General features: G+C 72.7%; 16 protein-coding genes and 2 pseudogenes. 2 read left to right on the plus strand and 16 right to left on the minus strand.

Annotated features, from left to right (window positions below; translation table 11 throughout):
* Nucleotides 1-51: 51 nt before the first annotated feature.
* The 9 genes and pseudogenes from M2266_RS08100 to M2266_RS08140 all read right to left on the minus strand — a co-directional run bounded on the left by M2266_RS08100 (nt 52) and on the right by M2266_RS08140 (nt 11,563).
* Complete coding sequence (locus M2266_RS08100; protein WP_277437552.1) at nt 52-1,290, minus strand: pseudouridine synthase; 1,239 nt, start codon at nt 1,288-1,290, stop codon at nt 52-54.
* Complete coding sequence (gene scpB / locus M2266_RS08105; RefSeq protein WP_277437553.1) at nt 1,290-1,952, minus strand: SMC-Scp complex subunit ScpB; 663 nt, start codon at nt 1,950-1,952, stop codon at nt 1,290-1,292. The genes M2266_RS08100 and scpB overlap by 1 nt, the downstream gene beginning before the upstream one ends.
* The gene (locus M2266_RS08110; protein WP_277437554.1) at nt 1,949-3,016 is read right to left on the minus strand and encodes a segregation/condensation protein A; all 1,068 of its coding nucleotides are present in this window, start codon (nt 3,014-3,016) and stop codon (nt 1,949-1,951) included. The genes scpB and M2266_RS08110 overlap by 4 nt, the downstream gene beginning before the upstream one ends.
* A gap of 104 nt (nt 3,017-3,120) precedes the next feature.
* Complete coding sequence (locus M2266_RS08115; protein WP_277437555.1) at nt 3,121-3,657, minus strand: hypothetical protein; 537 nt, start codon at nt 3,655-3,657, stop codon at nt 3,121-3,123.
* Nucleotides 3,654-4,727, minus strand: a complete 1,074-nt coding sequence (locus tag M2266_RS08120; RefSeq protein ID WP_138353360.1) for a ParA family protein — start codon at nt 4,725-4,727, stop codon at nt 3,654-3,656. The genes M2266_RS08115 and M2266_RS08120 overlap by 4 nt, the downstream gene beginning before the upstream one ends.
* Nucleotides 4,728-5,091: 364 nt before the next feature.
* On the minus strand, nt 5,092-6,207 hold the full coding sequence (gene ald / locus M2266_RS08125; RefSeq protein WP_277441105.1) for an alanine dehydrogenase: 1,116 nt from the start codon (nt 6,205-6,207) through the stop codon (nt 5,092-5,094).
* Between the two features lie 232 nt (nt 6,208-6,439).
* A complete protein-coding gene (locus tag M2266_RS08130; protein WP_277437556.1) occupies nt 6,440-8,956 on the minus strand; it encodes an NB-ARC domain-containing protein in 2,517 nt (838 codons plus the stop codon).
* Nucleotides 8,957-9,193: 237 nt separating this feature from the next.
* Nucleotides 9,194-9,817: an NUDIX hydrolase gene (locus M2266_RS08135; RefSeq protein ID WP_277437557.1), complete on the minus strand. Its 624-nt coding sequence runs from the start codon at nt 9,815-9,817 to the stop codon at nt 9,194-9,196.
* Nucleotides 9,818-9,915: 98 nt separating this feature from the next.
* A pseudogene (locus M2266_RS08140) lies at nt 9,916-11,563 on the minus strand (CTP synthase).
* 415 nt (nt 11,564-11,978) lie between these two features.
* Here M2266_RS08140 and M2266_RS08145 point away from each other — a divergent pair.
* A pseudogene (locus M2266_RS08145) lies at nt 11,979-13,786 on the plus strand (glycoside hydrolase family 15 protein).
* Nucleotides 13,787-13,851: 65 nt separating this feature from the next.
* Here M2266_RS08145 and M2266_RS08150 read toward each other — a convergent pair.
* The 6 genes from M2266_RS08150 to M2266_RS08175 form a co-directional block, all read right to left on the minus strand.
* Nucleotides 13,852-14,988 carry a glycosyltransferase family 4 protein gene (locus M2266_RS08150; RefSeq protein WP_277437558.1) on the minus strand — a complete coding sequence of 379 codons (1,137 nt, stop codon included), beginning with the start codon at nt 14,986-14,988 and terminating at the stop codon, nt 13,852-13,854.
* A 163-nt stretch (nt 14,989-15,151) separates the two neighbouring features.
* A complete protein-coding gene (gene recN / locus M2266_RS08155; RefSeq protein WP_277437559.1) occupies nt 15,152-16,894 on the minus strand; it encodes a DNA repair protein RecN in 1,743 nt (580 codons plus the stop codon).
* Between the two features lie 52 nt (nt 16,895-16,946).
* Nucleotides 16,947-17,843, minus strand: a complete 897-nt coding sequence (locus M2266_RS08160; protein WP_138353383.1) for an NAD kinase — start codon at nt 17,841-17,843, stop codon at nt 16,947-16,949.
* 41 nt (nt 17,844-17,884) lie between these two features.
* Nucleotides 17,885-18,691 carry a TlyA family RNA methyltransferase gene (locus M2266_RS08165; protein ID WP_277437560.1) on the minus strand — a complete coding sequence of 269 codons (807 nt, stop codon included), beginning with the start codon at nt 18,689-18,691 and terminating at the stop codon, nt 17,885-17,887.
* A gap of 7 nt (nt 18,692-18,698) precedes the next feature.
* Complete coding sequence (locus M2266_RS08170; protein WP_277437561.1) at nt 18,699-18,911, minus strand: hypothetical protein; 213 nt, start codon at nt 18,909-18,911, stop codon at nt 18,699-18,701.
* Nucleotides 18,904-20,019: a histone gene (locus tag M2266_RS08175; protein ID WP_277437562.1), complete on the minus strand. Its 1,116-nt coding sequence runs from the start codon at nt 20,017-20,019 to the stop codon at nt 18,904-18,906. The genes M2266_RS08170 and M2266_RS08175 overlap by 8 nt, the downstream gene beginning before the upstream one ends.
* A 172-nt stretch (nt 20,020-20,191) precedes the next feature.
* On the opposite strand from M2266_RS08175, the gene M2266_RS08180 reads away from it, so the two are divergent.
* Nucleotides 20,192-20,539 carry an alkyl sulfatase C-terminal domain-containing protein gene (locus tag M2266_RS08180; RefSeq protein ID WP_277437563.1) on the plus strand — a complete coding sequence of 116 codons (348 nt, stop codon included), beginning with the start codon at nt 20,192-20,194 and terminating at the stop codon, nt 20,537-20,539.
* A gap of 25 nt (nt 20,540-20,564) precedes the next feature.
* Here the strand turns inward: M2266_RS08180 and M2266_RS08185 are convergent, their stop codons facing one another.
* Nucleotides 20,565-21,584: an HAD-IIA family hydrolase gene (locus tag M2266_RS08185; protein ID WP_277437564.1), complete on the minus strand. Its 1,020-nt coding sequence runs from the start codon at nt 21,582-21,584 to the stop codon at nt 20,565-20,567.
* Nucleotides 21,585-21,592: the final 8 nt, after the last annotated feature.

The following is a 21,592-nucleotide window of genomic DNA, read 5'->3' on the forward strand; positions in this document are numbered from 1 at the left end:
CAACGGCCCGGAGGACCGTTGCGACCGGCCGGAAGGCGGTGCGGTGACGCTTTAGAGCTCGACCTCGCCCATCAGCATGCCGACCTCCGTGTTGGTGAGGCGGCGCAGCCAGCCGGACTTCTGGTCGCCCAGCGGGATCGGACCGAAGTGGGTGCGCACCAGCCGGTCGACCGGGAAGCCGGCCTCGGACAGCATCCGGCGCACGATGTGCTTGCGGCCCTCGTGCAGGGTCACCTCGACCAGGTAGTTCTTGCCGAGGTTCTCCACGACGCGGAAGTGGTCGGCGCGCGCCAGACCGTCCTCCAGCTCGATGCCGTCCTTGAGCTGCTTGCCGAGGTCACGCGGCAGCGGGCCCTGGATCGCGGCCAGGTAGGTCTTCTTGACGCCGTACCGCGGGTGGGTGAGGCGGTGCGCCAGCTCCCCGTGGTTGGTCAGGAGGATCAGGCCCTCCGTCTCGGTGTCCAGTCGGCCGACGTGGAAGAGCCGGGTCTCACGGTTGGTGACGTAGTCGCCGAGGCACTGGCGCCCGTCGGGGTCCTCCATGGTGGAGACGACGCCGGCCGGCTTGTTCAGCGCGAAGAACAGGTACGACTGGGTGGCGACCGTCAGGCCGTCCACCTTGATCTCGTCCTTCTCCGGGTCGACGCGCATGCCCTGCTCGACGACGATCTTGCCGTTGACCTCGACGCGGTGCTGGTGGATCAGGTCCTCGCACGCACGGCGCGATCCCATCCCGGCACGGGCGAGGATCTTCTGCAGCCGCTCGCCCTCCTGGTCGTTGCCGAAGGTCTTCGGAGTCTTGATCTCCGGGCGGTTCTCGTACCGGGAGCGGTTGCGCTCCTCGATCTTGGCTTCGAGCTCGCGCGACTTCGCGGGGATCGGCTTGCGGCCGAGGTTGCCGGTGGCGCGGTAGCGCGGCTTCTCGGGCGGCACGCCGCCGGGCCGGTTCGCGCCCGACTGGCCGGTGTTCCCGACGTCGTAGCGGCGCTCCTCGGGACGCGGGTTCTGCGTGCGCCTCTCCTCGTCGCGCTGCTGGCCGCTGCCAGACGTGCGGGGCGTGCTGCCGCCGCCGCGGGGGTAGCCGCCGCCACCGCGGGAGCCGGCGCCGCCGGCGCCGCTGCCGCCGCGGGGGGCGCCACCGCTGCTGCCGCCGCGGGATCCGCCACCGCCGCCCGCACCGCTGCCGCCACGGGAGCCGCCGCTACCGGAGCCCCCGCCCGCGCCGCGGGGGGTGCCGCCCCGGGGGTTCGGGTTCCGGTTGCCGCCGCTGTTCCTGTCGCTGCTTCGCATCAAAGTTCCGTCGTCGAGTGAGTCGTCGTATCTGCATCGTCCGGTGCATCCGGGTCGAACGACGGAACCCCTTCCAAGGAGTCCGCCTCGACGGCGTCCGCCTCCGGCAGGAAGGGGGCGAGCTCGGGTAGCTCGTCCAGGCCCCGAAGGCCCATCCGCTCCAGAAAGTAGTTCGTCGTCCTGTACAGGATCGCACCTGTTTCGGGTTCCGTCCCACCCTCCTCCACCAGACCGCGCTGCAGAAGGGTGCGCATCACGCCGTCGCAGTTGACTCCGCGGACCGCGGAAACCCGTGATCGGCTGACCGGCTGGCGGTACGCGACGACCGCCAGCGTCTCCAGCGCGGCCTGCGTCAGCCGGGCCTGCTGACCGTCCAGCACGAACTTCTGCACGGCCGGCGCGAAGGCCGGCCGGGTGTAGAACCGCCAGCCGCCGGCGACCAGCCGCAGGTCGAAGCCCCTGCCCTGAGCCGTGTACTCGTCGGACAGCGTGCGCAGGGCGGCGGCGACCGCGCGCTTCGGACGCTGCAGCACCGTCGCCAGCTGCTCCACGGTGGCCGGCTCGTCCACGACCATCAGCACGGCCTCCAGCGCGGGCCCGAGGTCGAGGGCGGCCACCTCGGCGGAGAGCGGTCCGGCGGGCGCCGCTGCGTCTTCCGTCATTTTTTGCTGCCCTCCGGGTCGAATTCGTCGGTGACGAGCCGCCGCGCGGCCTCCTGGGGGCCACCGGTCCAGCGCACCAGCAGGGCGCCGAGCGCCTCCTCCTGGTCCAGCGCGACCACTTTCTCCCGGTAGAGCTCCAGGAGGGCCAGGAAACGCGCGACGACGGTGAGGGTGTCGGGAGCGTCCGCCGCGAGGTCGGCGAAGCTGCTCTCCCCCAGCTCGATCAGCCGGGCCACCACCAGCTCGCCCTGCTCCCTGACGCTGACCAGGGGCGCGTGGATGTGGTCGGTGTAGATCTGCGGCACCGGCTTGGGCTGCATCGCCTTGACGGCCAGCTTCGCGAACCGCTGCGGGCCGACGCTGAGGACGACCTCCGGCAGCAGGTCCGCGTGCTGCGGCTCCAGGCCCACCGTGCGGGGGTGGTGCAGCGCCTCCGCCTCCAGCCGCTCGGCGAAGATCGCCGCGATCCGCTTGTAGGCGCGGTACTGCAGCAGCCGGGCGAAGAGCAGGTCGCGCGCCTCCAGCAGCGCCAGGTCCCCCTCGTCCTCGACCTCGGCGGTCGGCAGCAGCCGGGCCGCCTTCAGGTCGAGCAGTGTCGCCGCGACGACGAGGAACTCGGTGGCCTGGTCGAGGTCCCAGTCGGCGCCCATCGCGCGGATGTGCGCCATGAACTCGTTGGTGACCGTGGACAGCGCGACCTCGGTCACGTCCATCCGGTGCTTCGAGATCAGCTGGAGCAGCAGGTCGAACGGCCCCTCGAAGTTCTCCAGCCGCACGGTGAACCGGCCGTCGGGCGGGACGGCGGGGACGTCGGGCGCGTCAGGGGTCTCCTCGGGAGCCGCTTCGGGGGCGGGAGCCGCTTCGGGGGCGGAAGCCGCCCTTTCGGGGGCGGAAGCCCGCTCCCCCAGCGCCGCCGGTTCGACGGGCGCCGGTGCCGGGACGGGCTCGGGTCCCGCGACGGGCTCCGGAACGACGACGCGCTCCGCCGCCGCGCCCGCGCGGCCCGGACCCCGGCCGAGGGCTCGGCGGGGCGGCTGGGGGGCGTCGTCGTCGGGAATCGGCATCGCTGTCCATCGTGCGGGGTCGGCGGGGGCGGCCCCCCGGCAGGGAGCCTACTGAGCCGCCCCGTCCGACGTCGCCGAGGCCACGCCGACCACCACCCGGTGGCTCAGCGGCCCCGCAGTCGGCGCACCAGGATGCTCGCGTCCCCGCGGGACTCCAGGTCCGCCAGCACCACGGCGACCGCCTCGCGGACGATCCGGCCGCGGTCGATCGCCAGCCCGTGTTCACCGCGCAGCACGAGCCGCGCGTGTTCGAGATCCATCAGCTCCTCGGCGGAGACATAGACGGTGATCTTCTCGTCGTGCCGTTCACGGCCGCTCGGGCGCGGCCGCTGCTGTTTGCGGCGCGTCTGCTGGGCCGGCACCGGGGCCGTCGGCGGCTGGCCCGCGGCCTGCGGACGGCGGCTCTGGCTCCCCTCGCGGCCGCTGTGCTCGGCCGCGCTCCCGTCCTGGCCGCCGCCGTCGGGCGCCGTGCCCGTCTGCGGCTCGTTCCCGTCCGCCGGGGCGTCGGGAACCGGCCGCAGCCGTCCGTCGGCCCCAGCGGCCTTCTGAGCGTCCCCGTTGGCGTGCTTACGGGGCTGGGAGGCCTGCAGCCCCATGCCCCCGGTGGTGCGGAACAGTTCGTCCGCACCCGGGAGACTCACTCGGCGTGACACCGGGCGAGCACCTCCCTGGCGAGCTGACGGTAGGCGGCGGCGCCCACGGAGTTGGACGCGTACGTGGTGATCGGCTCACCGGCGACGGTGGTCTCCGGGAAGCGCACCGTACGGCCGATGACCGTGTGGAACACGTGCTCGTCGAAGGCCTCGACCACGCGGGCCAGCACCTCACGGCTGTGCACCGTGCGCGAGTCGTACATGGTGGCGAGGATGCCGTCGAGTTCGAGTTCGGGGTTGAGCCGTTCCCGGACCTTCTCGATGGTCTCGGTGAGCAGCGCGACACCGCGCAGTGCGAAGAACTCGCACTCCAGCGGAACGATCACCGAGTGCGCCGCGGTGAGCGCGTTGACGGTCAGCAGGCCGAGCGAGGGCTGGCAGTCGATGACGATGTAGTCGTAGTCGGCCATCAGCGGCTTGAGGGCGCGCTGGAGGGTCGACTCGCGCGCCACCTCGCTGACCAGTTGGACCTCGGCCGCCGACAAGTCGATATTGCTCGGCAGCAGGTCCATACCGGGCACCGCGGTCTTCAGCAGCACCTCGTCCGCCGCCAACCCGCGTTCCATCAGCAGGTTGTAGACGGTGATGTCGAGTTCCATCGGGTTGACGCCGAGTCCGACCGAGAGCGCGCCCTGCGGGTCGAAGTCGACGAGGAGTACCCGGCGGCCGTACTCGGCGAGCGCGGCACCCAGGTTGATGGTCGAGGTCGTCTTGCCGACCCCGCCCTTCTGGTTGCACATCGCGACGATTTTCGCCGGGCCGTGGTCGGTGAGCGGATTGGGGATCGGGAAGTACGGCAGGGGCCGTCCCGTCGGACCGACCCGCTCGCGGCGCTGACGGGCAGCGTCCGGGGCGAGTGTGGCCGCGTATTCGGGATCCGGCTCGTACTCCGCGTCTGGGTCGTAGAACTGACCGTCCTGCAGATCGTCCTCGTATGGCGCCATGGCGTGTGTGGGGTGCGTCTCCGTGTTCTTGTCGGCCCGGCGCGCCTCGAAGGTGCGGACCGCGACGGAACCGACGGTCTCGAGCCTGTTGGGGCTCTCGACCTGAACGGTCATTCCTGGTTGACCACCCCCGGGAGCAAATGTCGACTCATTCACAAGTCGTCTTACCTCCTTGGTGACCAGGAAACTTCTCGATAGGTCAGCGCGACAGCATGCCGACGGTTGGCGACTCTATGGCGTGTCAGTGGTTCACAGCAACACAATCCGCCGGACACGGCACGATGTGTCGGCAACCGAACACCCCGCTGTCAAGGGTGTAACCGCCTCGACGACGATGTTTCGGCGGGGTACGAAACGGTGAAACTGGTACGTTCGACGCACTCGGCCGGGCCTTGGATCTCCCAAGGCCCGGCCGTTGTCGCCGTGTTGACGTGTAGACGTTTCGCGGCGCGTCACCCGCCCGTCACACGCCCGCTGATCAGCCCAGCAGGGTGTGCAGGTCCGTGCTGTGCAGGTCGTGCGCCTCGGCGACCGGGCCGTAAACGACCTGTCCCTCATGGGTGTTGAGGCCGAGCGCCAAGGCGGCGTCGCGGCGCAGCGCCTCGCGCCAGCCCCGGTTGGCCAGCTCCACGATGTACGGCAGCGTGGCGTTGGTCAGCGCGTAGGTCGAGGTGTTGGGCACCGCGCCGGGCATGTTGGCGACGCAGTAGAAGACCGAGTTGTGGACCTCGAAGGTCGGGTCGGCGTGCGTGGTCGGACGCGAGTCCTCGAAGCAGCCGCCCTGGTCGATCGCGATGTCGACAAGAACCGATCCCGGCTTCATGCGGGAGACCAGCTCGTTGGTGACGAGCTTCGGCGCCTTCGCGCCCGGGATCAGCACCGCGCCGATGACCAGATCCGCGTCCAGGACGGCCTTCTCCAGCTCGAAGGCGTTGGAGGTGATGGTCTGGACCCGGGTGCCGAAGATCTTGTCGGCCTCGCGGAGCTTGTTGATGTCCTTGTCGAGCAGGGTGACATGGAAGCCCATGCCCAGCGCGATCGTGGTCGCGTGCCAGCCGGAGACACCGGCGCCGATGACGACGGCCTTGCCGGCCTGGACACCGGGGACGCCGCCGGGCAGCACGCCGCGGCCGCCGACCGAGCGCATCAGGTGGTACGCGCCGACCTGCGGGGCGAGTCGGCCGGCCACCTCGGACATCGGGGCGAGCAGCGGGAGGGCGCGGTTCGCGGTCTCCACCGTCTCGTACGCGATGGCGGTGGTGCCGGACTCGAGCAGCGCGTCCGTGCAGGCGCGGGACGCGGCCAGGTGCAGGTACGTGAAGAGCGTCTGGTCCTTGCGGAGGCGGTGGTACTCCTCGGCGATCGGCTCCTTGACCTTCAGCAGCAGGTCGGCCGTGGCCCACACCTCGTCGGCGGTGGACAGGATGTTCGCGCCGGCGCCGGTGTACTCGGCGTCGGGGATGGAGGAGCCGAGACCGGCGCCCTGCTCCACGTAGACCTCATGTCCGTGGCGCACGAGCTCATTCACGCCGGCGGGGGTGATGGCCACGCGGAACTCGTTGTTCTTGACCTCGCGGGGGATGCCGACCTTCACGTCGATCACGGTCCTTGCACTCATGGGAAGACAGGAATGGCTGCAGGTGTCCGTCTATAACGCGAGAAAGCGTCACACGTCGGACCTGACCGCGATGTGCGCGGCGGAGCCAAGTCTAGTGAAGGAAGACTTCCTGTCTAGCCTTACAAAGTGATTAGTTTGGACGAGATTTCTGACTGATTCGTTAGGAGCGGGGCGCTGACGCCTTCAGGCCACCGCTTTTCGGCCCCCCTCAGTCGGCGACCTCACCCGGGTTGAGCAGGCGCTTCGCGACCGCGCGCTGCAGGCGGGCGCCGCCCGGGTCGCCGAGCCGGTCGAGGGTGTCGGCCATGCGCAGCAGCACGGCTCCCTCCAGTCGGCGGTCGCCGGCCTGCCGGGCCCAGTACAGGGCGTCACGGCAGGTCCGCAGAGCGTCCTCGGGGTGGCCCGCGTACTCCTGGACGCGCGCCGCCTCGCTCAGCGCACGGGCCTGGGCCGGCACGTCGCCGAGCCGCCGGTGGGCACCCGCGGCGGCCCGCCACTCGCGCAGCGCGGTGCCGTACCGGCCGCCGTAGGTGTGCAGCGCGCCGAGCCGGCCGTGCAGCCGGGCGGCGTGGCCGGTCTCGCCGCGCGCCTGCCGCAGCGCGAGCGCCCTGCCGTACCAGTCCGCGGCCCGCTGCGGGTCGTCGAGTTCCAGGTACGTGCCGCCGATGGCCTCCATCGCACGGCCTTCGGCCTCCCCGTCGTCACCGGCCCGCGCCTCGCCCAGGGCCAGCCGGTAGCGGTCGAGCGCCTGCCGGGTCCTGCCGGCCTCCACGTCGAGATCGGCGAGGTTGATCAGCGCCGCCGCCTTCTCCCGGGGCAGCCCGCGGCGGGTCGCCACGTCGAGCACCAGGGCGTGCAGCTGGTACCGCTCCCCCGCCGTCTCCCGGTCGCCCAGGTCCATTCCCAGCGCCCGCACCATGTTGGCGACCAACCGCCGTGCCAAGGTGTCGAGTTCCCCGTCGGCGACCGCCGCGCGGGCCGCCGCGAGCAGCGCGGGCAGCCGGGCCCGCAGCCAGACCGCGGCGGCGGCGCGCGACGCGAAGCGCATCGAACGGGGCAGGCCCTCCAGCGAGGCCCGGCCCAGATGCGAGTCGGGCTCGAGCGTGAGGCGGCACGACTGCAGCAGCCGCACCGTCCGCTCCAGCATCCGCGCCCTGGCCAGCTGTACCTCGCCCGTGCGGTCCCGGGTCTCCAGCAGGGCGCGCAGCAGCGGTTCGAGGCAGCCGGGCACCCGGTACTGCGGCGGCAGCGGCGGCTCCACCGGGTCCGCGTGCAGCAGCCCGTGCGCCGCCAGGTCGTCCAGCGTGCTCTGCGCGGCGGTCACCGAGCAGCCGGCCAGCGCGGAGGCGATGTGCGAGTCCACCAGCCCGGCCGGCGCGAGCGCCAGCAGCCGTAGCATCCGGGCGGCGGTGGGCGGCAGCGAGCCGTGGACCAGCCGGAAGGCGCGCACCAGCTGCGGCGGCGCGGTGGCGCGCGGCGCCTCCGGCGCGGGGGTGGCCCTGACGGCGGAGTCGGCCCCGGCCGCGTCGCGGCCCTCTCGTCCCGCGGGATCCCGTTCCCCGGCCGCCGGTGGCGCGGTCTTCTCGAAGCCGGCCTTCGATCCGGCCCCGGGCCGGATCCCGGACCCGGGCCGGATCCCGGACCCGGTCCTGGGCTCGGACCCGGTCCTGGGCTCGGACCCGGTCCTGGGCTCGGACGTGGGCGCGCTCCCGGGCTTGACCTTGGACCCGGACCTGGACCCGGACGCCGGCGCGCTCTCGGGTTCGGTCTTGGGCCCGGCCTTGGGCGCAGCACCGGAGCCGTCCTGGGAAGCGGCCTCCGGCCGCAGCAGCGGCACGCCGCCCGGCCCGGCCTCGGTGCCGAGCCCGGCCTTCACCGCAGGCACCGGCGCCGGCTCGTCCGGTACCTCGCGCAGCCGGCTCGTGGCGTCGGTCACCGAAAGCCGCGGCTGGGCGGCGAGCCAGGCGGCGACGAGCCGCAGCGCGGTGGGATGTCCGGCGCACTCCTGGACCAGGGTCTCGGCCGCACGCGGGTCGCAGGTGACCCGCGTCGAGCCGATCGCCTGCGAGAGCAGGTCGACGGAGGCGGCGGTGTCCAACCCGCCGAGGGTGCAGGGCCGGACGTCCGGGACACCGGGCAGCGGGCCCTCGGACGTCGCCACCACCAAACTGCCGGGCCCTTCCGGCAGCAGCGGCAGCAGCTGATCGGCATGGGCGACGTCGTCGAGCACCAGGACGGTGTGGCGGCCCGCCATGGCCGCCCGCAGCGCCGCGAACACCTCGCCGGGCGCCGCCTCCGGCAGCGGCGACGCGGCGCCGAGTGCCCGCAGCAGCGCCCGCGCGGCCTGTTCCGGCGGGACGCGCTCGCCGCCGGAGCCGCTGAGCCGGACGAAGTGCTGCCCGTCGGCGTAGCGCGCGGCGACGTCCCGGGCGAGGTGGACGGCGAGGGCAGTGCGCCCGGATCCCGGCCGTCCAGCGACCAGCAGGACGCGGCTGCCGTCGGCCACCCTGCCGCCCAGTGTGGCCAGGCCCGGCCGGTCGATGTCGGCCCGCAGCCCGTCCAGCTCCCTGCGGCGCCCGACGAAGTGCGGCGCGTCCTCGGGCAGGGCGCAGCCCGGCGCCGGTGGCGGCGGGACCGCGGCCGTCGCTTCCGGCCGATGGCCGGGTGACGGCACGAAGTCCGCGTCGGTCACCGATCCACCGGCGTCCAGCACCTGATCCGCCACGGGCACACTCCCGTTCTGCCTGCGCGCACGAGCCCGCCGCCGCTGCGAGCGGGAACACCATCGAGCCTAGGCCCTGCCGGCGCGATCACGAACGGGCAACCGCGCGGCCTCTCGCGGCATCCGGAAGTGTCGCCCGAACGGCCGGACCCGGTGCACGGGGACATGCCCGCCGGGGACCCTCGCGCAGCCGGGGCGCGCAATGATCACTGAATCGGATCAGCGGCGCGCCGGGACCGGCTACGCCGTGTAGGGCCTGGCGGGCCAGGGCGCGTCGGCGGGGCGCAGCGCGTCCACGCCGTCGCCCGACAGTGCGGCGTGCAGCGCGAGGACACCGGCCACCAGGCAGGTGTTGTGCACGTGTCCGGCCAGCACGTCGCGCACCAGTTCGGCCAGCGGGACCCGGGCGAACTCCATGTCGGCCTCCTCCTCGGAGACGTCGAACCGCTCGCCGTCCGCCTCGGAGACATCGCGCGCCAGGAAGATCCGGACCGCCTCGTCGCTGCCGCCGGGCGAGGTGTAGAGGTCGGCGAGCACCCGCCAGTCACCGGCCTTGACGTGCGCCTCTTCGTACAGCTCGCGCTGGGCCGCGTGCAGCGGGTTCTCACCGGGCACGTCGAGGAGCCCGGCGGGCACCTCCCACAGCTTGTGCCGTACCGGGTGCCGGTACTGGCGCAGCACCAGGACCCGGCCGTCCTCGTCGAGGGCGACCACGGCCACCGAGCCCGGGTGGATCTGGTAGTCGCGCTTGGCGGTGGCACCGTCCGGCATGACGACCTCGTCGGTGCGGACGCTCGTCTTGGCCCCGGAGAACGGTGTCGAGGTCGCGGTGACCTGCCACTCCTCGGCGATGTCCTGCAGCATGGTGCCTCCGTGAACCGGTGCGAACGAGAAAAGGTGCTGGGGACGGATCACGAAGATCCGTCCCCAGCACCGTACCGATCAATCCGATCCTCGGAGGATCAGCCCTGCTGGCGCTTGACCGCCGCCGCGACCAGACCCGCGAAGAGCGGGTGCGGGCGCGTCGGGCGGGACTTCAGCTCGGGGTGCGCCTGGGTGGCGACGAGGTACGGGTGCACCTCACGCGGGTACTCGACGTACTCCACCAGCTTGTTGTCGGGCGAGGTCCCGGAGAAGACCAGTCCGGCCTTCTGCTCCAACTCCGCCCGGTAGGCGTTGTTGACCTCGTAAGCGGTGGCGGTGGCGCTCGTCGGCGGACGGCGCGTCGCCGTACACCTCGCGCACGATGGAGCCCTCGGCCAGCTTCGCCGAGTACAGCCCCAGCCGCATGGTGCCGCCCAGGTCGCCCTTGCCGTCCACGATGTCGAGCTGCTCCGCCATCGTCGAGATGACGGGGTGGGACGTGGTCGGGTCGAACTCGGTGGAGTTCGCGTCCGGGATGCCGGCCAGCGAGCGGGCCGCCTCGATGACGACGCACTGCAGGCCCAGGCAGAGACCCAGCAGCGGGATCTTGTTCTCGCGGGCGTAGGTGATGGCCGCGACCTTGCCCTCGACACCGCGGTCGCCGAAGCCGCCGGGCACGCAGACCGCGTCCACGCCGGCGAGGTGCTTCTTGGCGCCGGCCGGGGTCTGGGTCTCGTCCGAGGTGACCCACTTGACGGTCACCTTGGCGTTGTTGGCGAAGCCGCCGGCGCGCAGCGCCTCGGTCACCGACAGGTACGCGTCCGGCAGGTCGATGTACTTGCCGACGAGCGCGACCGTGACCTGGTGCGCGGGCTGGTGAACCCGCTTGAGCAGGTCGTCCCACTGGGTCCAGTCCACGTCGCGGAACGGCAGGTCCAGCTTGCGGACGACGTACGCGTCCAGGCCCTCGGTGTGCAGCACCTTGGGGATGTCGTAGATCGACGGGGCGTCGACGCAGGCGACGACCGCGTCCTCGTCCACGTCGCACATCAGCGAGATCTTGCGCTTGATGGCGTCCGGCACCGGGCGGTCGGCGCGCAGCACGATCGCGTCGGGCTGGATGCCGATGTTGCGCAGGGCGGCGACCGAGTGCTGGGTCGGCTTGGTCTTGAGCTCACCGGACGGGCCGATGTAGGGGAGCAGCGAGATGTGGACGACGAAGACGTTGTCGCGGCCGACCTCGTGCCGGACCTGGCGGACGGACTCCAGGAAGGGCAGCGACTCGATGTCGCCGACGGTGCCGCCGACCTCGGTGATCACCACGTCCACGTCCTCGGTCGCCATCCGGCGGATCCGGGACTTGATCTCGTTGGTGATGTGCGGGATGACCTGGACGGTGTCGCCGAGGTACTCGCCGCGCCGCTCCTTGGCGATGACCGTGGAGTAGATCTGGCCGGTGGTGACGTTCGCCGAACCGTCGAGGTTGACGTCCAGGAAGCGCTCGTAGTGGCCGATGTCCAGGTCGGTCTCGGCGCCGTCGTCCGTGACGAAGACCTCACCGTGCTGGAACGGGTTCATCGTGCCCGGGTCCACGTTGAGGTACGGGTCGAGCTTCTGCATGGTGACCCGGAGGCCGCGCGCCTTCAGCAGCGCACCGAGGCTGGAGGCCGTCAGGCCCTTGCCGAGGGAGGAGGCGACACCCCCGGTGACGAAGAGGTGCTTGGTCGTCGTGGATTTGGGCGCAATTGCCAAGAGGGGGCTCCCGTGGTCGCGAGGTGAGGGTCGGGACGGCACGGGATCAAGGGGAGTGCCGTCGCGGCGGTTCAGTGGTTCAGCCCACCGGCCCACGGGCTACCAGGGTATCAGCGACCGTGGGGGGCTGCGTCCGGCGGCGACCCCACTAGCCTGCTTTTAGCAGCTCGCAAGGGGACTAATGGCATGCTCGGGCATGAGCGGAACAAGTGCACCCGACCGGCCCAGTGAAGACCACCGTCACGCGCGCACCTGCCTCCCCGACGACGTATCCTGCTCGGACACATCGCTGCGAGCCGGCCGGCACGGCATCAACCCCGCCCGCTCCCGGAACACGAGCTCGCCGAAAATCCCCAGACCGCAAGACCGGCCCTACGAGGCCGGCGCCGTCATTCGACTGGAGATGCAGGTGGCCGGGCGCATCGAGGACTACGCACTCATCGGCGATATGCAGACCGCTGCACTGGTCTGCCGGGACGGGACGGTCGACTGGCTGTGCCTGCCCCGGTTCGACTCCCCCGCGGTCTTCGCCGGCCTGCTCGGAACCGAGCAGCACGGCTTCTGGAGGCTGGGCCCGGCCCACGCCCCCGGAACCGGTCCACCGGCGTCGACGCGTCGGCGGTACCGGGGTGACTCCCTCGTGCTGGAGTCCGAGTGGGACACCCCGCGCGGAACGGTCCGGGTGATCGACTTCATGCCGCCCCGCGACGGCGCCCCGCAGCTGATCCGGATCGTGGAGGGCGTCAGCGGACGGGTGCCGATGCGCTCCGCGCTGCGGATGCGCTTCTCCTACGGCCAGATCGTGCCGTGGGTGCACAAGGTCGGCGAGCGCACGGTCGCGGTGGCCGGGCCGGACTCCGTCTGGCTGGACACCGAGGTCGACACGTACGGCGAGGACCTGACGACGTATTCGGACTTCACCGTCTCACCGGGCGAGCGGGTGGCCTTCACCATCAGCTGGGAGCCCTCGCACCGCCCGCCGCCGTCGCTGCCGGAGCCGGAGGCCTCGCTGGAGGCCACCGAGCAGTTCTGGCAGGACTGGGTGGACCAGTGCACGTACCACGGCCCCTACCGGGACGCCGTGGTCCGCTCGCTGATCACCCTCAAGGGCCTGACGTACGGGCCCACCGGCGGCATCGTCGCGGCTCCGACGACCTCGCTGCCCGAGGACATCGGCGGGGTCCGGAACTGGGACTACCGCTTCACCTGGCTGCGGGACGCGGCGATCACGCTGTCGTCGCTGCTGCGCACCGGCTACCGGGACGAGGCGCGTGCCTGGCGGGAGTGGCTGCTGCGGGCGGTGGCCGGCGACCCGGAGAACCTGCAGATCATGTACGGCATCGCCGGCGAGCGCGAGCTCGGCGAGAACGAGCTGCACTGGCTGCCCGGCTACGAGGGCTCCACCCCGGTCCGGATCGGCAACGGCGCGGCGCACCAGCTGCAGCTGGACGTCTACGGCGAGGTCACCGAGGCCCTGCACCTGGCCCATATGACCGGTCTCGCCCGCAACGACTACGCCAGCCTGCTGCAGCTCAAGCTGATCCGCTACCTGGAAGCGCACTGGAACGAGCCGGACACGAGGGCATCTGGGAAGTGCGCGGCCCCCGTCGGCACTTCGTGCACTCCAAGGTGATGACCTGGGTCGCGGTGGACCGCACCGTCAAGCTCATCGAGTCGGGCGAGGCGGACGGGCCGCTGGAGCGCTGGCGCGAACTGCGCGACGACATCCACCGGGACGTCTGTGAGAAGGGTTACGACAAGGAGCGCAACACCTTCACGCAGTCCTACGGCTCCCGGGAGCTGGACGCCTCGCTGCTGCTCATCCCGCAGATGGGCTTCCTGCCGCCGGACGACAAGCGCGTCATCGGCACCATCGAGGCGATCCAGCGTGAGCTGAGCACCGAGGACGGCTTCATCCTGCGCTACCCGACCAGCAGCGGCGACGACAACCTCGACGGGCTGCCGGGCGACGAAGGGGCCTTCCTGGCCTGTTCGTTCTGGATGGCGGACGACCTGGCGATGATCGGCCGGGTGGACGAGGCCCGCCAGCTGTTCGAGAAGCTGCTGGCGCTGCGCAACGACCTCGGGCTGCTCGCCGAGGAGTGGGACCCGCGGCTCAAGCGCCAGGTCGGCAACTTCCCGCAGGCCTTCAGCCACGTGCCGCTCATCGACACGGCGCTGCGGCTGAGCGCCTGTGGAGCGTACGGCGGCGGCTGACCCGCGGGGAACGCGGCGGAGGGGCGGGACCGCGAGGTCCCGCCCCTCCGCCGTTGCCCAGGGGGTCAGCGCTGCGCCAACTCGTCGTAGATGCTCAGCACCTGGGCTACCGTGTCGTCCTCGGTCGGCCAGGTCGCGGCCTGGGCCCGCCCGGCGGCGGCGAGCGCCAGCCGCCGCTCCGGATCGCCGAGCAGCCGGCCCAACGTCCGGGCCAGCGCCCCCGGATCGCCGTACGGCACCAGTTCCGCCGCGTCACCGACGAGTTCGGGGATCCCGCCGACGGCGGTGGCGACCAGCGGCACACCCGCGTGCAGGGCCTCCTGCGCGATCAGGGCACGCGCCTCCCACCGGCTGGGCAGGACGACCACGTCGGCGGCGGCCAGCAGATCCACGACGTCGGTGCGGCGGCCGATCAGCCGGACGGGCAGCGCTTCGGTGTCGATCCGCTGCTCCAGCGCGGCCCGCCCGGAGCCCTCTCCCGCGACGATCACCAGCGGCCGGGGGTCGTGGCCGGCCAGCATGCGGCAGGCGTCCAGCAGCAGGTCGTAGCCCTTGTGCGGCTCCAGCCGGCCGACGGCCAGCACCAGCGGCCGGTCCACCGCCCCGAACTCGGAGCGCGTCTTCTGCCGCATCAGTTCGGCGTCGCCCGGCGGTTCCGGCGCCGCGGCCCGCGGAACGGGCACCGCGACCGGCGCCAGCCGCGCGTCCCGGGCGCCCAGCGCCCTGGCCCGGTCCACCAGGTCGGACGAGGCTCCCAGCACCACGGCCGCGGCTCGCACCACCCGGCGTTCCAGCCAGCGCACCAGGCGGGCCCTGGGGCCCTCGGCGAGGCTCACGCTGTGCCACGTCACCACGAGCGGGGTGGGCCGGCCGCTGAGCGCCAGCGACGACAGCAGCCCCGCCCGCAGTCCGTGCGCGTGCACCACGTCGGCGTCCGCGCAGGCCACCCGCAGCTCCGTGATGACCGTCGCGTCGGACCTGGCGGCCCGCTGCGAGATCTCCACCGGCTCGAAGCGGGCGCCCGTGCCGGTGAAGGCGTAATCGTTCTCGGCGGCGGCCGGACCGCACACCGTGACCCGCACTCCGCGCGCGACGAGACCGCCCGCCAGCGAACTGACGTGCGCGCCGGCGGGACCGCCCGCCCCGCCCAGCACCAGGACGGCGTGCAGCGGTCCTCGCGGGGGGATCGGAGTGCTGCTCACCCGGTTACAGCTCCTGACTCGGCGTCGGACGACGGCTGTTGCGCCACACCCCAGGATGCCAGGCCCCTACGGCATGCCGTAGGCACCGACCGCCTCCCGGCCCGGTTGCGGGCGCCGTGGATCACTCGAACGAGTGTGTTCGCACGCCGTGCCGGACGCGGCCTCAGCTGGTGGCGCGGGCCGCGGCCAGCAACTCCTCGGCATGCGCCCGGCCGAGCTCGGAGTCCTCGAGCCCGGCGAGCATACGGGAGAGTTCACGCACCCGGTCCTCGCCTTCGAGAACTTTGACACCGCTGCGGGTCACCGAACCGTCGTTCGTCTTCTCCACCAGCAGCTGCCGGTCGGCGAACGCCGCCACCTGGGGGAGGTGGGTGACCACGACGACCTGCGCGGTCCGCGCGAGGCGCGCGAGGCGGCGGCCCACCTCGACCGCGGCCTTGCCGCCGACCCCGGCGTCGACCTCGTCGAAGAGGTACGTCGGCACGGGATCGGATCCGGCGAAGACGACCTCGACGGCGAGCATCACGCGCGACAGCTCACCGCCGGACGCGCCCTTGGCGATCGGCCGGGCCGGGGCGCCGGGGTGCGGGGCGAGCTGCAGCTCCACCTCGTCGGCGCCGGTCGCCCCGAAGGCGACGAGCTCCCCGCCGACCCGGATCCCCTCCGGATCGGTGGTCTGCCGGATGGCCACCCCGACCCGGGCGTGCGGCATCGCCAGCTCGGCCAGTTCCGCCGTGACCGCGGCGGCGAAACGGTCCGCCGCCTCCGTACGGGCATCCGTCAACGCCTGCGCGAGGTCCCCGAGCTCGGACCGCAGCGCGTCCCGCTCCCCGGTCAGCTCCGCGATCCGCTCGTCGTCGCCCTCCAGCTCACCGAGCCGGGCGGCGCTCTGCTCCGCCCAGGCCAGCACCCCGTCGATGTCGGAGCCGTACTTGCGGGTCAGATGGGAGAGCACCGCACGTCGCTCCTCCACCGCGGCGAGCCGCAGCGGGTCGGCGTCCAGGTCGTCCGCGTACCCCGCCAGCTCCCCCGCGACGTCGCCGACGAGGATGCCGATCTCGCCGATGCGCTCGGCGAGCGCCGCGAGCGCCGGGTCATGGGCGCGGACGGCCTCCAGCGCGCGCTGGGCCCCCGAGACGAGGGTGTTGGCGTCGTTGCCCTCCGGGTCCTCCGGATTGCCCGCGAGCGCGGCGTGCGCGACGGCGGCGGCGGAGGCCAGCGCCTCGGCGTGGCCGAGCCGTTCGGCCTCGGCCGCCAGTTCGGCGTCCTCGCCGGGCAGCGGCTCGGCGTCGGCGACCTCCCCGATCCCGAAGCGGATCAGATCCGCCTCCTGGGCCCGCTCACGGGCGCGGGTGGTCAGCTCGTCGAGTTCGCCCGCCACCTCGCGCAGCCGCCGGTAGGCGGCCCCGTACTTCGCCAGCGGCCCGGCGACGGCGTCGCCCGCGTACCGGTCCAGCGCCTGGCGCTGCCGGGCGGGGCGCAGCAGGCCCTGCTGATCGGTCTGGCCGTGCACCGCCACCAGGTCGTCGGCGAGCTCGCCGAGCAGCCCGACCGGCACGGAGCGCCCGCCGACGTGGGCCCGCGACCGCCCCTCGGCCGAGACGGTACGGCTGATCAGCAGCGCGCCGTCGTCCAGCTCCGCCCCCGCCTCCTCGGCGCGGACGGCGGCGGGCGAGCCGCGGTCGAGCGTGATCCGCCCCTCGACCACCGCCGCCTTCGCACCGATCCGCACCAAAGCGGGATCGGCCCGGCCGCCCAACAGCAGGCCGAGGCTCGTGACGACCATGGTCTTACCCGCACCGGTCTCGCCGGTCACCGCGGTGAAGCCGGGTGAAAACTCCACCACGGCATCCTCGATGACACCCAGCGACCGGATCCGCATCTCCTCCAACACGGATACGACCATACGAGGTTTGCGACCCGCCGCGCGACGGAGGCCGGTCCCAAGTACTACCGGGTTACTGCGGGGCACCCCGCCAGCCCGCGACGGGCAGGGCGAACTTCGCCACCAGACGGTCCGTGAAGGACGCGTGGTGCAGCCGGGCGAGGCGTACTGGCACGGCGCCCCGCCGCACCTCCACCCGGGCCCCTGCGGGCAGCTCGACGGTGCGACGGCCGTCGCACCACAGGACGCCGTGCGGCGTCTTGGGCTGCACCTCGACGGCGAGCACCGAGCGCGGCGAGGTCACCAGCGGTCGCGCGAAGAGGGCGTGCGCGCTGATCGGCACCATCAGCAGGGCCTCGACCTCGGGCCAGACCACCGGGCCGCCCGCCGAGAAGGCGTAGGCCGTCGATCCGGTCGGCGTCGCGCAGACCACGCCGTCGCCGCCGAACCGTGACACCGGACGGCCGTCGACCTCGGTCACGACCTCCAGCATCCGCTCCCGCGCCTGCTTCTCCACCGACGCCTCGTTCAGCGCCCAGTCGGTGTGCACCACGTGCCCGTCGTTGCGGACCAGGACGTCGAGCGTCATCCGCTCCTCGACCTCGTACTGCTTGGTGACCACCCGGTCCACGACCTTGTCCAGGTCGTCCCGCTCCGCCTCGGCGAGGAATCCGACCCGCCCCAGGTTGACCCCGAGCATCGGCACCCCGGAAGCGCGCGCGAACTCCGCGCCGCGCAGCAGCGTCCCGTCACCGCCGAGGACGATGATCAGTTCGCACCCCTCGACGGCCCCGGGGCCGCCTTCCGTCACCAGCTCCACCTCGGCGGGCAACGGCAGTTCGGCGGCCAGGTCCGCCGCCTCGTCCGTCAGTACCCGCACCCCGATCCCGCAGCGCAGCAGGCCGAGTACGACCCGTTCCGCGCTGCGGATCGCCGCCGGGCGGCCGGTGTGCGTGAGCAGGAAGATCATGCGGCCCTTCGGCCCGGCACAGTCCTGCGTTTCGGTGTTCGTCAACGGGGCCCCTCCGCCACAGCACGGTCGACATCCGCCGGGTCCAGTTCTGGCGCACCGGCGCGCAGCCACAGAAAGTACTCCACATTGCCGGAAGGTCCCGGCAACGGACTCGCGGTGACGCCCATGACGCCCAGTCCGAGCGCCGCGCCCTGCCCCGCGACCGTCCGCACGGTCTCCGCGCGCAGCTGCGTACTGCGCACGACACCGCCGGTGCCGAGCCGCTCCTTGCCCACCTCGAACTGCGGCTTCACCATCAGCACGAGGTCCGCGTCGGGCGCGGCGCACCGCACCAGCGCGGGCAGCACCAGGCCGAGCGGGATGAACGACAGGTCGCCGACGATGATGTCCGCGGGGACGCCGTCGATGTGCTCCAACGTGAGCTCACGCACGTTGGTGCGGTCCTTGATGACGACCCGGTCGTCGCTCTGCAGCGACCAGGCCAGCTGGCCGTACCCGACGTCGACCGCGACAACGCCCGCGGCGCCGTTGCGCAGCAGCACGTCGGTGAAGCCCCCGGTGGAGGCCCCGGCGTCCAGTGCGCGCCGCCCCTCCACCTTCAGGCCGAGCGGGGTGAACGCGGCCAGGGCGCCGGCGAGCTTGTGGCCGCCGCGCGACACGTAGTCGGGTTCGTTGTCGTCCTTGGCGACCACCACGGCCGCGCTGGTCTCCACCTGCGTGGCGGCCTTGGTCGCGGTGGCGCCGCCGATGGTCACCCGCCCCGCGGCGATCAGCTGGCTGGCGTGCTCACGCGAGCGCGCCAGGTTCCGGCGCACCAGCTCGGCGTCGAGTCGGCGTCGTGCCACGTACGGTTCAGCTCCTGTTGTCGTCGAGTGCGGTGAGCGCGTCGCGCAGGCCGCGGTGCACATCCTCGTACACCTCGAGGTGGTCCGCGGTCGGCAGGTCGTCGGCGTCGCTCAGCCGTACCATCAGCGAGTCCACCGCGGTCTGTCCGGTGGGTGCCGGGGTAAGGCCCAGAGGCGCGATCGCGCCTGCCGGCACCTCCCCGGACGGCGGCTCACTCATCGGGGGTCGCCTTCTTCCGGGCGGGAGCCTTCTTCGCGGGCGCGGTCTTCTTGGCCGGTGCGGCTTTCTTGGCGGCGGGGGCCTTCGTGGCCGGTGCGGCCTTCTTCGCGACGGGGGACTTCTTCGCGGGGGCAGCCTTCTTGGCGGCGGGGGTCTTCGTGGCCGGTGCGGCCTTCTTCGCGGCGGGGGTCTTCGTCGCCGGAGCGGCCTTCTTCGCGGCGGGGGTCTTCGTGGCCGGTGCGGCCTTCTTCGCGGCGGGGGTCTTCGTGGCCGGTGCGGCCTTCTTCGCGACGGGGGTCTTCGTGGCCGGTGCGGCCTTCTTCGCGGGCGTCGCCTTCGCCGGGGTCGTCCTCTTCGCCTGCGTCGCCCTGTCAGCGGCGGCGGTCTTCTGGGCCGGGGCCGTCTTCTCGGCGGCGGACGGCTCCTTCGCTGCGGCGGTCTTCTGGGCCGGGGCCGGCTTCTCGGCGGGAGCGGCCTTCTTGGCAGGGGCGGTCTTCTCGGCGGGCGGGGCGGTCTTCTTCGCCTTCGCGAGAGCCTTCGGCTCCGGCTGCACCTCCGGTACCGCCTTCACGGCCCGTACCGGCGCGGTGGCCCGCTCCGCGGCGGCCGGCCTGACGGGAGCCGCCGGGTCGACGGGGTGGACCGCGGGCGCCGGCTCTGCCGGCTCCATCGGATCGACCGCGATCCGCTGGAAGAGCGGGTCCGCGGTGGGGGCCGGAGCCGTACCGAAGCCGGTACCCGCCGCCTCGTCCCGGTCCTGGTCCTCTTCCTCGTCCTCGAGGTTCCGGACCCGGCGCTCCAGCGTCTCCAGGACCACGCCGACCTTCGTCACCTCGTCGGCGACCCGTCCGACCCGGACCATCGCCTTGTCGACCTCTTCGCGGATCAGCCCCATCAGCAGATCGCGGTTGACCCGTCCGGCCGCCATCAGCTCGTTCGCCAGCGTCTGCACCTCCGGCGGAATGCTCGCGCCGATCTTGCGCTGGACGGCGTCGACATCGATTCCCGTCTGGTCGAGCAGCTCCTTGGCCGCTCCCGCCGCCCGCCGCCGGGTCGCCTCGGTCAGGCCGCCCGCGATCTGCAGACAGGTACGCAGTGCGTCCCGCATCGCCCTCACTCCTCGCCTCGCCATTGACGTATCCGCACCTGACGCTACCCGTACTGCCCCGCTCACGGCGTACGGTGCCCTGAGGTACCGTCGATCGAACAGATCACATGATCGTGGCGCGGGCGACCCCCCGGCGCCTGTACGTACCACCCGAACGGGAGACGCCCGACCGATGGCGACCATCGAGGAGTGCCGACGCGCGCTCGACCAGCTGTCGGAGAACCTGACGCGCGCGGACGGCGACGTCCGCAGCGCCACCTCGCTGGACCGGTCGCTGAGCTGCCACATCACCGACCTGGACACGACGTTCGTCGGACGCCTGACGGACGGCCGGATCCATGACGTGACCACGGTCCAGGGCGCGCCCGCCGAGAAGGCGCAGATACGGCTGACGATGGCCGGCGACGATCTCGTCGCCCTGGTGGGCGGCGAACTGAACTTCGCCAAGGCGTGGGGCAGCGGCCGCGTCAAGCTGGAAGCCGGTCTGCGGGACCTGCTGAAGCTGCGCTCGCTGCTCTGACCGCGGCCGCCACCGTTCCCACCCCTCAGAAGCCCAGCCGGGCGAGTGCCTTTCCGGCATCGAGCCCACACGCTCCGTCGCCGGCCGCCGCCCAGGCGGCCGCGCACAGTGCCCGCAGTCCGTCGACCGCGTCACCGTCGCCCTCCACCGTGAGCGCGTCGCCCTCCGCCGAAGCCGTCCAGCCGCCGCACTCCGACCCGCCGCCGTCGCTCGAGACCTCCGGTTGCGGCTCCAGCAGCCCGCGCAGATCGGCCGCCACATACGTCGGCCGGTGCTCCGGCACGGCGGCGAGCAACTGCGCCGCCGTCGTCACCCCCGTCAGGACCAACAGCGAGTCCACCTCGGCGCCCGTGGCCCCCTCGATGTCCGTGTCGAGCCGGTCGCCGACCACCAGCGGCCGCTTCGCGCCGGTCCGCAGGATCGTCTCGCGGTGCATCGGCGGCTGCGGCTTGCCGGCGACCTGCGGCTCACCGCCGGTCGCGATCCTGACGACCTCCACGGCCGCGCCGTTGCCCGGCGCGATGCCGCGCGGGTTCGGGATCGTCAGATCGGTGTTGGACGCGAACCACGGCACGCCGCGCGCCACCGCGAACGAGGCCTCCGCCAGCAGCGACCAGCGCAGCTCGGGGTCGTACCCCTGCACCACCGCCGCCGGATCGTCCTCCGCCGACGCCACCGGCTCCAGACCGCGCTCGCGCAGCGCCGTCTGCAGCCCCTCGCCGCCGATCGCCAGCACCCGGGAGCCCGCCGGCACCTGCTCGGCGATCAGCCGGGCGACCGCCTGCGCCGAGGTGATCACGTCCGCCGCGTCGGCGGGCACCCCCAGCTCCGTCAGATGCCCGGCCACCGTCCCCGGAGTCCGGGCCGCGTTGTTGGTGACGTACGCGAGGTGCATCCCGTGCTCCCGCGCGGTGGCGAGCGACTCGACGGCGTGCGCGATGGCCTCACCGCCCGCGTAGACGACCCCGTCGAGATCGAGCAGGGCCGTGTCGTACGCCGCGTCCAGTGCCCGGTCGCAACCGCTCGGACTGGTCCGGTGGGTCATCGCGTGTC

This window comes from Streptomyces sp. SPB162 (assembly GCF_029504575.1).
GTDB lineage: Bacteria > Actinomycetota > Actinomycetes > Streptomycetales > Streptomycetaceae > Actinacidiphila.